Origin of the sequence: Enterobacter cloacae complex sp. IR5402 (genome assembly GCF_049238125.1) — a bacterium.
GTDB lineage: Bacteria > Pseudomonadota > Gammaproteobacteria > Enterobacterales > Enterobacteriaceae > Enterobacter > Enterobacter hormaechei_C.
In genome coordinates, this window is sequence record NZ_JBMKHO010000029.1 from 1 (window position 1) to 15,396 (window position 15,396).

Annotated in this window: 14 protein-coding genes and 2 pseudogenes; 5 read left to right on the plus strand and 11 right to left on the minus strand. The window is 56.5% G+C overall.

Going from position 1 to position 15,396, the window contains the following annotated elements; all coding sequences use genetic code 11:
* Positions 1-48: 48 nt before the first annotated feature.
* Positions 49-348, plus strand: coding sequence for a hypothetical protein (locus tag ACOTXL_RS23485; RefSeq protein ID WP_032072054.1), 300 nt, complete (start codon positions 49-51; stop codon positions 346-348).
* 210 nt (positions 349-558) lie between these two features.
* Here the strand turns inward: ACOTXL_RS23485 and ACOTXL_RS23490 are convergent, their stop codons facing one another.
* From ACOTXL_RS23490 to groES, 3 genes are all read right to left on the minus strand, one after another.
* Positions 559-2,040, minus strand: a complete 1,482-nt coding sequence (locus ACOTXL_RS23490) for an IS91 family transposase (protein WP_032723056.1) — start codon at positions 2,038-2,040, stop codon at positions 559-561.
* Between the two features lie 236 nt (positions 2,041-2,276).
* Positions 2,277-3,917, minus strand: coding sequence for a chaperonin GroEL (gene groL, locus ACOTXL_RS23495; protein ID WP_004201176.1), 1,641 nt, complete (start codon positions 3,915-3,917; stop codon positions 2,277-2,279).
* Positions 3,918-3,972: 55 nt separating this feature from the next.
* Complete coding sequence (gene groES / locus ACOTXL_RS23500) at positions 3,973-4,263, minus strand: co-chaperone GroES (protein ID WP_004201172.1); 291 nt, start codon at positions 4,261-4,263, stop codon at positions 3,973-3,975.
* Positions 4,264-4,456: 193 nt separating this feature from the next.
* Between groES and cutA the strand changes: the two genes are divergently transcribed.
* Positions 4,457-4,786 (plus strand): divalent-cation tolerance protein CutA, encoded by a 330-nt coding sequence (gene cutA, locus ACOTXL_RS23505; protein ID WP_004201171.1) that lies wholly within the window; start codon positions 4,457-4,459, stop codon positions 4,784-4,786.
* Positions 4,787-4,790: 4 nt separating this feature from the next.
* Positions 4,791-5,822, plus strand: a complete 1,032-nt coding sequence (locus ACOTXL_RS23510; protein ID WP_004201169.1) for a protein-disulfide reductase DsbD domain-containing protein — start codon at positions 4,791-4,793, stop codon at positions 5,820-5,822.
* Between the two features lie 10 nt (positions 5,823-5,832).
* On the opposite strand, the gene ACOTXL_RS23515 is transcribed toward ACOTXL_RS23510, so the two are convergent.
* The 4 genes and pseudogenes from ACOTXL_RS23515 to ACOTXL_RS23530 form a co-directional block, all read right to left on the minus strand.
* Positions 5,833-6,471, minus strand: coding sequence for a phosphoribosylanthranilate isomerase (locus ACOTXL_RS23515; protein ID WP_004201168.1), 639 nt, complete (start codon positions 6,469-6,471; stop codon positions 5,833-5,835).
* 4 nt (positions 6,472-6,475) lie between these two features.
* Entirely contained in the window at positions 6,476-6,841 is a 366-nt protein-coding gene (ble, locus tag ACOTXL_RS23520; protein WP_004201167.1) for a bleomycin binding protein Ble-MBL, read from the minus strand.
* Between the two features lie 3 nt (positions 6,842-6,844).
* Entirely contained in the window at positions 6,845-7,657 is an 813-nt protein-coding gene (locus tag ACOTXL_RS23525; protein WP_004201164.1) for a subclass B1 metallo-beta-lactamase NDM-1, read from the minus strand.
* A gap of 100 nt (positions 7,658-7,757) precedes the next feature.
* A pseudogene (locus ACOTXL_RS23530) lies at positions 7,758-7,865 on the minus strand (IS30 family transposase); the annotation flags it as partial.
* A gap of 55 nt (positions 7,866-7,920) precedes the next feature.
* On the opposite strand from ACOTXL_RS23530, the gene ACOTXL_RS23535 reads away from it, so the two are divergent.
* Positions 7,921-8,901, plus strand: a complete 981-nt coding sequence (locus tag ACOTXL_RS23535) for an IS5-like element IS5 family transposase (protein ID WP_032441801.1) — start codon at positions 7,921-7,923, stop codon at positions 8,899-8,901.
* 37 nt (positions 8,902-8,938) lie between these two features.
* Here the strand turns inward: ACOTXL_RS23535 and ACOTXL_RS23540 are convergent, their stop codons facing one another.
* Together ACOTXL_RS23540 and ACOTXL_RS23545 are read right to left on the minus strand one after the other, a co-directional pair.
* Positions 8,939-9,982 carry an IS30 family transposase gene (locus tag ACOTXL_RS23540; RefSeq protein ID WP_404854899.1) on the minus strand — a complete coding sequence of 348 codons (1,044 nt, stop codon included), beginning with the start codon at positions 9,980-9,982 and terminating at the stop codon, positions 8,939-8,941.
* 219 nt (positions 9,983-10,201) lie between these two features.
* Positions 10,202-13,219, minus strand: a complete 3,018-nt coding sequence (locus ACOTXL_RS23545; protein ID WP_004199413.1) for a Tn3-like element IS3000 family transposase — start codon at positions 13,217-13,219, stop codon at positions 10,202-10,204.
* A gap of 143 nt (positions 13,220-13,362) precedes the next feature.
* On the opposite strand from ACOTXL_RS23545, the pseudogene ACOTXL_RS23550 reads away from it, so the two are divergent.
* A pseudogene (locus ACOTXL_RS23550) lies at positions 13,363-13,875 on the plus strand (Tn3 family transposase); the annotation flags it as partial.
* A gap of 251 nt (positions 13,876-14,126) precedes the next feature.
* Here ACOTXL_RS23550 and dqlB read toward each other — a convergent pair.
* Complete coding sequence (gene dqlB / locus ACOTXL_RS23555) at positions 14,127-14,222, minus strand: DinQ-like type I toxin DqlB (protein WP_000609145.1); 96 nt, start codon at positions 14,220-14,222, stop codon at positions 14,127-14,129.
* A gap of 804 nt (positions 14,223-15,026) precedes the next feature.
* Positions 15,027-15,374, minus strand: a complete 348-nt coding sequence (locus tag ACOTXL_RS23560) for a hypothetical protein (RefSeq protein ID WP_234393266.1) — start codon at positions 15,372-15,374, stop codon at positions 15,027-15,029.
* Positions 15,375-15,396 lie beyond the last annotated feature (22 nt).

Here is a 15,396-nt window from a genome sequence, read left to right on the forward strand (position 1 = left end):
CCTGGGCGAAATGCGCCTGGTAAGCAGAGTTTTTGAAATGTAAGGCCTTTGAATAAGACAAAAGGCTGCCTCATCGCTAACTTTGCAACAGTGCCGCAAAAAGTCAGTAAAGGACTCACAGTTGGTTCAGTCATTACAGGAAGCACGTTTTTACATGGTCCCCCTGTTTTGGCACTCGGTTTTACCAAGCTGTTTAAAAAATCAAAAAAAGTAGACGAAACCAATATTCAATTGGCCAATAGCTGGATTGGTGTAAACAACCACCTGATTGAAAAGGTGCTGCCAAACCTAAAGTGGGATATGGGTATAGGAAGTTCAACCGCCCTTTTTGGCGAGTCTGGCGGGTAGGAAGCGGCCGCGCAAGCGCCGCTTTGGGCACAGATCGGGCACAGATCGGGGGTTCATGCGTGGGTTTTCGACATCGCGGGGCCACGCAGCGGCTCAGTGCGTAGCCATTTCTCACCGAATCCCGGCACAGGGCCGAGCGCAGCCCTGCGGGGTCGTGGCCGCATCGGATCGGACTCTGGCTTGGCTGCCGGCTGTGTGGCCGGCGCCTCATCACGCGGCGGGCGGCGGGGCGCGCGCTGCGGGCCGGTAGTGCGCTTGCTCCAGCGCGCCGTGTTTCTCGAAGTGGGCGAGGATGGCGCGAATGGCCTTGGGGTCTTCGATGCTGGCGACGATCCGCACCGCGCCGCCGCAGTGGGCGCAGGTGGTGATGTCGATGGAAAAGACCCGCTTGAGCCGTTGCGCCCAGCTCATCGCACGGCGCTTCTGCTCGGGGCTGCGCGGCTCGTCGTGGGCGCTGACGTCCACTGGCGCCGCATCGCCCGCAGGCCGCCTGCCGCGCCCCGAGGGCGTCAGCTGCGCGCGCAGGTTTGCATTCGGGGCGAATACGCCGTGGAAGCGGGTGAGATGCGCGCGTGGCGGCGGGACCAGTGCCGCCAGCTTGGCGATGAAGTCCACCGCATCCCATTCGACATGCGTGGTGCCATTGCGCCACGGCGTCTTGAGCTGGTAACGCACCCTGCCCTGTGGCGAGATCGATAGCCGCTGCTCGCTGATCGCCGGGCGCGTGATGTAGCGGCACAGCTTTTCGAGCTTGTGGCTTTCGTGTGCTTCCGCGGCCACGCCGGCATGCAGCGAGAAGCCGCCGACCTTGCCGGCGTCGCCCTCCAGCGGACCGGCGTCGCCAGGCAGCGTTTGCAGCGTGACGACCTTGCGGCCAGCGTCGCGACCGGTGGCGATGCGGTAGGTCATCGAACTCATCCGCAGCCCATCCATGCCGTCGTCGCTACCCGCGCTGTCGGACAGGAACACGGATTCGTCTTCGCCTTCGAGCCAGCCGCGGCGCGACAGGTGCCGGCACACGCGATGCGCGATGGTGTTGGCCAGTTCCGTCAGTTGCGCCGATGTGGGCGCACGGGTGCGGTGCAGGCGCGGCTTGCGCTGCGGACGCTCGGTGGTGTCCTCGTACACGCCGTCGAGCCACAGCATGTGGAAGTGGATGTTGAGATTCAGCGCGCTGCCGAAGCGCTGGATCAGGGTCACCACGCCGCATTGCGCCGTATCCCGCGGCACGCCGGCCTGATCGGCAAGCCAACCGGCGATCACACGATGCACGATGCCCAGCACCGGGCCGATCGCCTCAGGCTTGCTGGCGAACAGGAAGCGCAACGGGTACGGGAAACTCAGCACCCATTGCCGCACCGGCCGCGGGCCGAACACCTCGTCCACCAGATGCCGCGCCGACTCGGCCATGCGCCGTGCGCCGCAGCTCGGGCACAGCCCGCGCTTCTTGCAGGAATACGCCACCAGCCTCTCGGCACGACAGTGCTCGCAGACCACGCGCAGGAAGCCGTGCTCGAGCACGCCGCAGCGCAGGTAGGTCTCGAACTCCTCGCGCACATACTCGGGCAGCGGGCGGTCTTCGGCCTCAAGACGCGCGATGAAGTCCGGGTAGTGCGCCTGCACTAGCGCGTACAGCAGCGTGCGCTCGGGCAGGTGGCGCGCGTAACGCGCAGCGGCGTGGGCGGCCGGCAGTGGCGCGCACACCTCGGCCTGCCGCCGGGGTGCGGTCAGGCGCGGCACGCAGCGCTCCGTTGCAGGGACGGCTGCTCAGGGTTGCGCCCGCGAGCACGCGTTCATATCGGCGTTTTCTGATCTTCGCGTCAGACATTGCCGCGGGGCGGGTAGGAAGTCTCCCGCCTCGGACGCCAGAACGCACAAAGCCCGGCACGAGGCCGGGCTTTGTGGTCTTGCTTGATGGATCGCGGGGCTTAGAAATCCATGCCGCCCATGCCGCCCATGCCGCCGCCGGCCGGCATCGCCGGCTCGTCCTTCTTCGGGGCCTCGGCCACCATCGCTTCGGTGGTGATCATCAGGCCCGCGATCGACGCGGCGTTCTGCAGCGCGGTGCGGGTGACCTTGGTCGGGTCCAGGATGCCGAACTCGATCATGTCGCCGAACTCGCCGTTGGCGGCGTTGTAGCCGAACGCACCCGAACCTTCGACCACGCGGTTGAGGATGACCGACGGCTCATCGCCGGCATTGGTCACGATCTCGCGCAGCGGGGCTTCCATCGCGCGCAGGGCGATCTGGATGCCGTGGTTCTGGTCTTCGTTCACGCCCTTGATGCCGGCGATCGCCGCCTTGGCACGGATCAGGGCGACGCCGCCGCCCGGGACGATGCCTTCCTCGACGGCCGCACGGGTCGCGTGCAGGGCGTCTTCGACGCGCGCCTTCTTTTCCTTCATCTCGACTTCGGTGGCGGCACCGACCTTGATCACCGCAACGCCGCCGGCCAGCTTGGCCACGCGCTCCTGCAGCTTCTCGCGGTCGTAGTCGGAGGAGGTCTCCTCGATCTGCGCCTTGATCTGCTTGATGCGCGCCTCGATGCCCGCGCCTTCGCCGGCGCCATCGATGATGGTGGTGTTTTCCTTCGACACCTGGATCTTCTTGGCGCGGCCGAGGTCCTTGATGGTGGCCTTCTCCAGCGACAGGCCGACTTCCTCGGAAATCACCACGCCGCCGGTCAGGATCGCCATGTCTTCCAGCATCGCCTTGCGACGGTCGCCGAAGCCCGGGGCCTTCACCGCGCAGACCTTGACGATGCCGCGGATGGTGTTGACCACCAGGGTCGCCAGCGCTTCGCCTTCGACTTCCTCCGCCACGATCAGCAGCGGCTTGCCGGCCTTGGCCACGCCCTCGAGGACGGGCAGCAGGTCGCGCACGTTGGAGATCTTCTTGTCGTACAGCAGGATGAAGGGATCATCCAGGTCGGCCGACATCGACTGCTGGTTGTTGACGAAGTACGGGCTCAGGTAGCCGCGGTCGAACTGCATGCCCTCGACCACGTCGAGTTCGTTGTCCAGGCCGCTGCCTTCCTCGACCGTGATCACGCCTTCCTTGCCGACCTTGTCCATCGCCTGCGCGATCAGGTCGCCGATGTTGGCATCCGAGTTCGCGGAGATCGCGCCGACCTGGGCGATTTCCTTGCTGGTCGACGACGGCTTGGACAGCGACTTCAGTTCGCCGACCGCGGCCTTCACCGCCTGGTCGATGCCGCGCTTCAGGTCCATCGGGTTCATGCCGGCGGCGACCGCCTTCATGCCCTCGCGGATGAACGCCTGCGCCAGCACGGTGGCGGTGGTGGTGCCGTCGCCGGCGTTGTCGGAGGTCTTGGAAGCGACTTCCTTCACCATCTGCGCGCCCATGTTCTCGAACGCGTCAGCCAGTTCGATTTCCTTGGCGACGGAGACGCCGTCCTTGGTGATGGTCGGCGCGCCGTAGCTCTTCTGCAGCACGACGTTGCGGCCCTTCGGGCCGAGGGTCGCCTTCACGGCGTTGGCGAGCACGTTGACGCCGCGCACCATCTTGGAGCGCGCGTCTTCGCCGAAACGAATGTCCTTGGCAGCCATTGCGAATTACCTCGAAAAATTATTCGGATGAGAAATGTGTGGGAGCGACGCGCGATCAGCCGAGGATCGCGAACAGGTCGTCTTCCTTCACCACCAGCAGCTCGACGCCGTCCAGCTTCACTTCGGTGCCGCTGTACTTGCCGAACAGCACCTTGTCGCCGACCTTGACCTGCGGCGCGCGGACCTGGCCGTTGTCCAGCACCTTGCCGGTGCCGACGGCGACGACTTCGCCCTTGATCGGCTTCTCGGTGGCCGAATCCGGGATCACGATCCCGCCGGCGGACAGCTTCTCTTCTTCCATGCGCTTGATGACCACGCGGTCGTGCAGCGGCTTGATATTGGACATGGCAACCTCGGTAAATGGTTGATTGACGTGGAAAAACCCGGCGATTTTAGCAGTCGCGCGAAGCGAGTGCCAAACCGCGGACAACAGAACCGGGCGAACCCGGCATGCCACCGAGATGGGGCGGGCCCGCCGACTTTCAAGGGCCGCACGCGGATGTCCGCCAGGCCCGCCGGATCGGGGCAGCCGCTACCCTATGCCGGTGAGCGCCCTGATCTGCTTCTGCACCTGTCCCGACGCCGACAGCGCCGAGCGCATCGCCACCGCGCTGGTGGCCGAGCGCCTGGCCGCCTGCGTCAACCTCCTGCCCGGCCTGCGTTCGGTCTATCGCTGGCAACGCAAGGTCGAGGCCGCGGCCGAGGTCCTGCTGCTGGTCAAGACCAGTGCCGAGGCCTACCCCGCCCTGCAGGAACGCCTGCGCCAACTGCATCCCTACGAACTCCCGGAGCTGCTCGCGGTCGAAGCCGCGTCCGGCCTGCCCGAATACCTGCAATGGCTGGCCGCCGAGAGCCGACCGGTAAACTGAGCCAATGACCGCATCCACGATCCGCCTGCGCCGCTGGCTGGCCGGGCTCGCCCTGCTGCTTGCGCTGCCCGCGACCTCGGCCGTCGCCCAGGACTTCGAACTGCCGCCGGTCGACGAGGTCTTCGTCCTGTCCGCGCAGGCCACCGCGCCGGACCGCATCGAGGTGCGCTGGCGGATCGCCGACGGCTATTACCTGTACCGGCACCGCACCTCGGTCAAGGCCGATGCCGCCTTCACCGGCGCGACCATGGCGCTGCCGAAGGGCAAGGCCTACCGCGACGAATTCTTCGGCGACGTCGAAACCTACCGCAAGGAATTGCTCGGCACCCTCACCGGCACGCCCGCGGCCGGCGCGAGCGCGACCACCCTGACCGTGAAGTACCAGGGCTGCGCCGATGCCGGCGTGTGCTACCCGCCGCAGACCCGCACCCTGAAGGTCGCGTTGCCGGGCGAAGCGGGCGCTGGCGGCTTCGGCTGTAAGGCGCGCGGGCTGCATGATTATGTCGTCAAGAACGGCTCTGCCGATCATCCCAACGCCGAGGTGAAATTCGCACTGGGTGATGTGGTCAACACCATGATCGGCTGCACTAATGGTGAAACGATCATGCTGTGCCACGACACCTCGCTGCCGCGCCCCTATTCTCTCGGCTTTCGGGTGCAAGGCACCGAGGGGCTGTGGATGGACGTCAACAAGTCGATCTATCTGGAGGGCAAGAGCCCACAGCCGCACCGCTGGGAGCCTGCCGAGGGCTGGTTTGCGAAATACGATCACCCGCTATGGAAACGCTACGCCGATCTGGCGGCAGGGGCCGGGCATGGCGGGATGGACTGGTTCGTGATCCACGCTTTTGTCGAGGCGCTGAAGGCCAAGGCCCCGATGCCAATCGACATTTACGACGCGCTGGCCTGGAGCGCGATCACGCCTCTGTCGGAACAATCGATTGCTGAGGGCAATCGCACGTTAGATTTTCCCGACTTCACCCGAGGGCAGTGGCGCACCCGCAAGCCGATCTTTGCGCTGAACGACGCCTATTGATCGACGCGATTTAGGCCAAGCGCACCGCAAAGGCGAAATTGGTAATCTTGTCGGTATCCTTGACGCCCGGCGCGCTTTCGACGCCGCTGGAGGTATCGACCAGCGGCGCTCCGGTGCGCGCAATCGCCTCGGCAACATTCGTCGGATTTAGCCCGCCTGCCAGCCCCCACGGCAAGGCACCGCGATATCCGGCCAGCAGCGACCAGTCGAACGCCAACCCCATGCCGCCGGGCAGCGCGCCTTTGGGGGTCTTGGCGTCGAACAAGATCAAGTCCGCCGCCCCGGCATAGGCTGCGGCGCGTGCGACATCGCTGGCGCTGGCGACGGGCAGCGCCTTCCACACCGGCTTGCCAAACCGCGCGCGCAACTGGGCCACGCGTTCGGGCGATTCCGAACCGTGCAGCTGCAGCGCGTTCAGCTTGGCTGCCACCAGTGCGTCGGCGATGACAGCATCATCCGCATCGACGAACAAACCGACCATGGCGATCTGGCCAGCTGCGCGCGATGTCAAAGCGCCCGCGACATTCGACGTAACCGCACGGGGCGACGCTGGATAGAACACCAACCCGGCATAGTCCGCCCGCGCCGCGATGGTCGCATCGAGCGCCTCGGGTGTGCTGATCCCGCAAATCTTGATTTTCGCGGGCATGCGGTCAGTCGGGGTTCTGGATCAGCCGCACCAGCGTGCAGTCGGGATCGATCAGGTAGCCGATCCTCAGGCCGCTCGCCTCCAGTTGCGGAGCTTTGAAGCGCGGCCAGCCGGTGCTTTTTTCCTCGGCTCCCGCCGCGTTCACCAATGCCACCATGGCATCGAGATCATCCAACCGCAGGCAACAGCCGAACGAGCTCGTAGCTGGGTCGAGGTCAGGATAGGGGAAGAATTCGAGCTGCAAACCGCCGCGCTGCAGGATCATCCAGCCGCGATCCTTCCAACTCGTCGCAAAGCCCAGCTTCGCATAAAACGCCTCTGTCACATCGAAATCGCGCGATGGCAGATTGGGGGTGACGTGGTCAGCCATGGCTCAGCGCAGCTTGTCGGCCATGCGGGCCGTATGAGTGATTGCGGCGCGGCTATCGGGGGCGGAATGGCTCATCACGATCATGCTGGCCTTGGGGAACGCCGCACCAAACGCGCGCGCTGACGCGGCGTAGTGCTCAGTGTCGGCATCACCGAGATTGCCGAGCGACTTGGCCTTGCTGTCCTTGATCAGGCAGCCACCAAAAGCGATGTCGGTGCCGTCGATCCCAACGGTGATATTGTCACTGGTGTGGCCGGGGCCGGGGTAAAATACCTTGAGCGGGCCAAAGTTGGGCGCGGTTGCTGGTTCGACCCAGCCATTGGCGGCGAAAGTCAGGCTGTGTTGCGCCGCAACCATCCCCTCTTGCGGGGCAAGCTGGTTCGACAACGCATTGGCATAAGTCGCAATCCCCGCCGCATGCAGCGCGTCCATACCGCCCATCTTGTCCTGATGCGCGTGAGTCACCACCGCCAGCGCGACCGGCAGGTTGATCTCCTGCTTGATCCAGTTGAGGATCTGGGCGGTCTGGTCATCGGTCCAGGCGGTATCGACCACCAGCACGCGGCCGCCATCCCTGACGATCAAACCGTTGGAAGCGACTGCCCCGAAACCCGGCATGTCGAGATAGGAAGTGTGCTGCCAGACATTCGGTGCGAGCTGGCGGAAAACCAGATCGCCAAACCGTTGGTCGCCAGTTTCCATTTGCTGGCCAATCGTCGGGCGGATTTCACCGGGCATGCACCCGCTCAGCATCAATGCAGCGGCTAATGCGGTGCTCAGCTTCGCGACCGGGTGCATAATATTGGGCAATTCCATCAAGTTTTCCTTTTATTCAGCATTAAAAACCCCGCAAATGCGAGGCCTAGTAAATAGATGATCTTAATTTGGTTCACTGTAGCAAAAATATGGGGCGAATTCAAACATGAGGTGCGACAGTTTCAAAAGCCATATGATAATCAACAAGCTGAGCAAATTTCTCTAATGGTGTAAGCCAATCTAACGCCTTTCTAGGGAAGGTGCGAACAAGTTCCTGATATGAGATCATCATATTCATCCGGAGCGCATCCCAGAGGGACATCATGAGCCATCAACTCACCTTCGCCGATAGTGAATTCAGCACTAAGCGCCGTCAGACCAGAAAAGAGATTTTCTTGTCCCGCATGGAGCAGATTCTGCCATGGCAAAACATGGTGGAAGTCATCGAGCCGTTTTACCCCAAGGCTGGTAATGGCCGGCGACCTTATCCGCTGGAAACCATGCTACGCATTCACTGCATGCAGCATTGGTACAACCTGAGCGATGGCGCGATGGAAGATGCTCTGTACGAAATCGCCTCCATGCGTCTGTTTGCCCGGTTATCCCTGGATAGCGCCTTGCCGGACCGCACCACCATCATGAATTTCCGCCACCTGCTCGAGCAGCATCAACTGGCCCGTCAATTGTTCAAGACCATCAATCGCTGGCTGGCCGAAGCAGGCGTCATGATGACCCAAGGCACTTTGGTGGATGCCACCATCATTGAGGCACCCAGCTCTACCAAGAACAAAGAGCAGCAACGCGATCCGGAGATGCATCAGACCAAGAAAGGCAATCAGTGGCACTTTGGCATGAAGGCCCACATTGGTGTCGATGCCAAGAGTGGCCTGACCCACAGCCTAGTCACCACCGCGGCCAACGAGCATGACCTCAATCAGCTGGGTAATCTGCTTCATGGAGAGGAGCAATTTGTCTCAGCCGATGCCGGCTACCAAGGAGCGCCACAGCGCGAGGAGCTGGCCGAGGTGGATGTGGACTGGCTGATCGCCGAGCGCCCCGGCAAGGTAAGAACCTTGAAACAGCATCCACGCAAGAACAAAACGGCCATCAACATCGAATACATGAAAGCCAGCATCCGGGCCAAGGTGGAGCACCCATTTCGCATCATCAAGCGACAGTTCGGCTTCGTGAAAGCCAGATACAAGGGGTTGCTGAAAAACGATAACCAACTGGCGATGTTATTCACGCTGGCCAACCTGTTTCGGGCGGACCAAATGATACGTCAGTGGGAGAGATCCCACTAAAAACTGGGGATAACGCCTTAAATGGCGAAGAAACGGTCTAAATAGGCTGATTCAAGGCATTTACGGGAGAAAAAATCGGCTCAAACATGAAGAAATGAAATGACTGAGTCAGCCGAGAAGAATTTCCCCGCTTATTCGCACCTTCCCTAGGACGAGTATTCAGTGACATGGCAACTTGATTTAAATAATGCTGATCTGCCTGATTTAAATCAATCCCTTTAGGTAAATATTGCCTAATTAAACCATTCATATTTTCGCATGTGCCTTTTTGCCAGGGTGAATGTGGGTCACAGAAATATACATCTATGCCTAAATCTTCTTCGAGTATTTTATGTTCTGACATCTCACGTCCACGGTCATAGGTCAACGTTTTACGCAGTTCTGCAGGTAAATATTTCAGAGCTTCAGTTAAAGCCTTGCGCACTGATTCTGCCTTTGCATCAGGTAATGTTGCCAAGATACAGAGCCGTGTATTTCGTTCAATAAGTGTTGCTATCGAACTTTTATTGTCTTTACCTTTAATTAAATCAGCTTCCCAATGACCCGGTATTTTTCTTTCTTGAACTTCGGCTGGGCGCTCATGAATAGTTTTAATATCCTGTAATATAGAATCTTTTTTAGGTTCACCGTTAGCTTTTCGCTTTTTATTTTCATGACGTAGACAGGATAATAAGTCTTTTTTCAACTCACCCTTTGGTAATGCTCGTATCGTTGAATAAATCGTTGTATGGCTTACATTCATTGTTTGATCCAAATCAGGAAATGTCTTTAAACGCTTTGCTATTTGCTGAGGAGACCATAAACAACGGATCGCTTCAACAATAAATTTCCAGAGGATTGAATCGATTTTGAGTTTTCTGTGACCACGTCTACGTCTAGCGAAGGTGTTATCAGAAGCATATCGAGCTTGATAAACGTCATTGATGCTATTTCTTTTAAGCTCACGATAGATCGTACTAGGATGTCTTTTAATGAGTTCAGCAAATTTTCTGGCTGAAAAGCCTTCTTTTCTTGACTCAAGCATTAATGCAGTACGATCTTCAAAGTTAAGATGATGGTATGACAATTTTATATACTCCATAAACCCTTTAAATTAATTAGGTGGTTTATGTCGCACTTCAAGTTTTACTCTGCCAACTTTAAATCAGTGGCTCCACTAACACTCTTCACTTATTTATTTAAAATTTAGCGACGTTAAAAGACAATTAAGTATTTTTAGATAATGGGGTTCTAGGGATTTTCCGTCCAAAAACGACAAAGTGCTCTGGAGGCCGCGCCGTCCGTGGCCTCCAGAGGGGTATTACTTTTCGCTGACGGGTAAATATCCCTCGATTGAGCGCATAAGCTCCTCCAGATCTGGCAATTTTTCGCTCAATTCGAAGTGGTAAGTCCCCTTGAGGTTAATGTTGTGCCAGGCCACAGGGGATGCCTGTTTGACGATATCTATTCTCTTGGTATCTCCTTGGTATTCGAAGCTGGTCAACAGCTGGCTGAGTATCCTGGAGTTGAAGTAAACGATGGCATTGGTGACCAGGCGAGCGCACTCATTCCATAGCTGGATTTCTTCGTCTGAACTGCCCCGGAACTGATCCCCATTGACGCTGCTCACGGCCCGACGCAGTTGGTGATAGGCCTCTCCCCGGTTCAGCGCGCGCTGAACATAGTTTCTTAAACTGGCATCATCGATGTAGCACAGTAGATAATTCGCTTTCACCAGGCGATTGTATTCCGTCAGGGCTTCCAGCAGCGGGTGATTGCGCTTGTACTCCGAGAGCTTTCTCACCAAGGTGGCTTGCGTTGTTTTCCGCTGCTTAAGTGATACTGCAATCCGTTGGATGGTATCCCAGTGCTGCGCAATACGATGGGTATTGATTGGCTTTTTTAAGCACAGCTGAATTCGGTGTTCTTTGTCTTCCTTGACATCAAACATGTCATTGATCACTTTGCCAACCTGGGCATAGCGTGGGGCAAACTGGTATCCGAACAGATCCAGTAACGCGAAGTTCACATGGTTCACCCCATGGGTATCGGTTGAGAGCACATCCGGAATGATGTCTGACGTATTGCTCATCAACAAATCAAAGATGTAGTGCGATTCATGTTCGTTGGCGCCGATCACTCTGGCGTTGATCGCAGCGTGATTGGCGATCAAGGTCATGGCAGAAACACCTTTTTGAGTGCCAAAGTACTTCGACGAATAACGGGTTTTGAAGGTCTCGCGCCGGGCTTCGAACTTTTGACCATCGGCACTGGCGTGGATCACATCTTCCTGGATGTTGTAGTACCGGAAGATGGGTAGCTTGGCTGTCGCGTTATTGATGTTGTCGTTAGCAGCATTCAATGTTTCCAGGCGAAGATAGTTCGCCTGGATAGTGCTGAGCTGATCATAGGTACGATCAGAGATCTGTGCCATGCCGTAAATGCCTTGATTGGTTGCATTGCCGACCAGAATTGCCAACAGGTCATATTCATGGGAACGGCTTCTGGATTGGGAACCCAGCACATGAGCGAAGCAGTCAATGAAACCGGTGTCACGATCAACCATGCGCAGTACATCCGCAATCCCCGTTGTGGGAATTTGCTGGAAGAAGGGATTGTTGACCAGATGATGTTTGCTGGCCGAAGGCAGGCGCCAGAAGCGTTTACCCTGCGGATTACGCAAGATGATATTCCGGTTGTCTTCCTGTTCAAGATATTCGCCGACTTCGTACAAACGGGTATCCAATTCCATGGCCATCTGTTTGATCAGCTTTTCAGGCTCCTCCGCTAATTTTGTAAAATGGCTCTGTTGAAGCAGCGTATATTTGTTTTTTCGCCAATGTTCCCCGTCGATCAGGTCGGCGTCGAGTGCCCGGTATTTAGTGATATCAGGCAGCGTCAGCTGGCCATTCAGGCGATCAGGAATCTGTTGATAGAGGAACCACTCATAACGATCGATCAGGATATTCCCTTCACCATCCAGCAGGAATTCACGTGATTTTTTGGAAAGGAGTCTGGTGTCGGCAGTTTGCAACTGAGCGTCCTGGCCGTTGAGTTCGTTTTGTGTTTTCGCCAAGGCGGCCGCTAAGTGCTGGGTGCCGTCGCAGCCTTCGAAGCGCAGACATAGGAACAACTCTCGCAGCAAACCTTTCCGCAGACTTTCTTTCTCGTCGCAGTACTGCCACATGGCTTCATCGACCGATCGTCGCTGCTCGTTCAGGAAGAGACATACAGATTCCAGATCCCTTTTGGTCAGCAGGCTCAGTGCTTGCTGTCTTACTGTTGCAAACGGTAGTTGCAGATCAATGCTGTCATCAATGAACAGGTGCAGTACTTCAGCTGCCTTGCTGACATTTTTAGCTGCTTTTTGCCAATCCTTAAACACCGCTTCCTGCGCATAATCCTTTGCCTTCTGTTTGGTCTGTCTGACATGATGCACAAAGCCATCGGCAATACGTTCCAGCGCTTGCTGCCATCGCGTTTGAAGATAGCACAATAAATACAGCCATTGGCTGCCTACGGTTTGACGTTTCAGTTTGGCACCGTAGTAGTCGACTTTCTCTGCCAGGTGTTGCAGATTTTTCTGCGACAGTGATAGCGTGCTCAACAGCAGATCCACTTCCGGCATCCAATGCTGGATATGGCGATAGACAATCAGTTCTTTCTCCAACTCGGTTCCGGTGAAGTTACGAGCCGATTGTCGCAACTGTCGGAACGGCAGTGGACCTGTGCCGTTCACGAGCTCCGCCAGTGCTTGCTTAAGACCGCGTGACATTGCACGCTCAAGGTGCGCGGCCATGTGTTCCTGTTCGTCTCCCACCACCTGACTGATGATCTTTTGCAGCGTGCTGTAGGCAGGGATTGCGATCTTCTGCCCCGAACAATATTCATTGGCCGCATCGAAGAGGTGCCTAGGCGCTGTCCAGGCTCTGGCTTGCTGGGATAAGTAATCTCTCAACGCCGCTCCATGGTCTTTGACATTCCAGCGCTGGTAGTTGCAGAGCTGGAAAACACGTTGGTAAATCCGTTCGTTCTCTTTTGGCGTGAGATTAAAGGGTCTACAGCCTGGGCCTGGTAGAACGGTTTGATAAACGTATTTGAGGTCCTGCTTGATCTGATGAAAGCCGGGATTCAGCACCACCGGCTTGGCTTTGAAATAGCCCAGCAGTACCACCAGCATGTAACGCTGGCCCCGATGACGGAGGCTTTTAGCGATCGCCAGTTCCTTATCGTTCAGCGAGAAAAAGAAGCGTTGGTCGGCGGAGGTGAAAGCGGGGGGTCCATATAACTCATCTTGTTCTGCCTCGGACAAGATTTGGACACGTTCTTCGAATGCCATGGATTTAGCCCAAAAAGACTAAATCTTACTCAAACAGAGCCCAAATAGGGATCTCGAAAAAAGTAATACCCCTCTGGAGGCCACAGACGGCGGGGCCTCCAGAGCACTTTGTCGTTTTTGGACGGAAAATCCCTAGAACCCCTCAGTGGGACGAAATGATCCGGACCGCTGGCTCCCTGAAGCTGGGCAAAGTACAGGTTTCAGTGCTGGTCCGTTCATTGCTGAAAAGTGAACGTCCTTCCGGACTGACTCAGGCAATCATTGAAGTGGGGCGCATCAACAAAACGCTGTATCTGCTTAATTATATTGATGATGAAGATTACCGCCGGCGCATTCTGACCCAGCTTAATCGGGGAGAAAGTCGCCATGCCGTTGCCAGAGCCATCTGTCACGGTCAAAAAGGTGAGATAAGAAAACGATATACCGACGGTCAGGAAGATCAACTGGGCACACTGGGGCTGGTCACTAACGCCGTCGTGTTATGGAACACTATTTATATGCAGGCAGCCCTGGATCATCTCCGGGCGCAGGGTGAAACACTGAATGATGAAGATATCGCACGCCTCTCCCCGCTTTGCCACGGACATATCAATATGCTCGGCCATTATTCCTTCACGCTGGCAGAACTGGTGACCAAAGGACATCTGAGACCATTAAAAGAGGCGTCAGAGGCAGAAAACGTTGCTTAACGTGAGTTTTCGTTCCACTGAGCGTCAGACCCCTGTTACCGATGCAAGAACAGGGGAGTTTCATGAAATGCCTGTTTAGGAGTGATTAAAGGTAACTTGTGCGCAGAAGGTCAGGTGTGTGGTGGTTAGTACAGACTAGTGAATGTTGTAACTAAACTATATTTTTATTAAAGGCCGGAGGTGGTGTTCCTCCGGCCTTAATTACGTTTCCGTGTTCATTAGTCGATGAACTGGCGGATCAGTTCCAGAATGGCAATCAGCGCGTTTGCAAGCGCCGCTACCGCCCTCAGAACGATGATTAACAGGTTAATCATCCGTTTTCTCCATAAATGGAGTAAAGACACCGTGGCTTGCTCTTACACTGCCTGTCACCACGGCTTCTCTTCGTCTTGTCAGTTGTAGAGAGTCTCACTCCTGCCAGAGCACAGATAACCAGCACCACCTGTATTACCTGTCAGGACTTTGAACCTGTTCATGCCGCATTTAGCGGAATGCAGGGAGAGACTCACCACAGAGCTAACCCTCTGATTATACGTTTATCTAACGTTCAGGCAAACCGTTAACGCACAGTCACTGCCCGTCATATTGCATAATCAGGCTTCACGGATTATCATACTATTGTCAGTTGTAGAGAGTTTCCCTTCCGGGCTGAGTTACCAGCTCGCACCGGAACCGTAAAAAAGCCGACCTCACCAGTCGGTTTTTTTACGTCTGCGGTTTCCCGCTTCGTTTAAATCTATTTTAAATGAATAAATTGTTCTGCGGCAAACCCAACAACATAAGGACGTTAGGGTTGATGGTTGCCGAAATCGCGGTGCGTTACGTGAATTCTGAGGTTTTGCGAGGGGGATTGGGCGCGAGAATTTACGAGAGAGCGCCGGAACAATGCCGGGATCACAAACCATCACCCGTGAAAGAAATCTTCCGGCATTGCCCGGTCAGGTAGTATGACATTCATTGTCAACGGCCATCAATTTATAAGCTGCTTTGCACTTCATAAAAGATCACCACCAGGGCTGCTAAAACAGTACCGATAGCCAGCACGTTAAAAAGTACGTCCTTCATCTTTACGAACGACATACTGATTTGCGTCCTTTCCCTTTTGTCAGCCTTCTCTATCATCCAGCGTTGGTATGAATCACTGTTACTTTTTCTGTCCATGTTCCCCCCAATTCATCAATGAGCACCAGGCGGCCACCAGGCTTCTTGCCAACAAAGTAACGGCCTCGCGGCAGACGTTCGCCAGTCTTCAGCCGTTCGATCCAGTCCTGAAATGCAGGGCGCGGTTTATAGCTGTAGCGGCCAAAATCAGCTAAAGACTGCGTGACCATGACTGTTTGGCAGCCATGCTTTCTCATATCACGAAACGTATTTTCCAGTGCAGCCAGTGTATGGCACTGTTGCAAATAGTCGGTGGTGATAAACTTATCATCCCCTTTTGCTGATGGAGCTGCACATGAACCCATTCAAAGGCCGGCATTTTCAGCG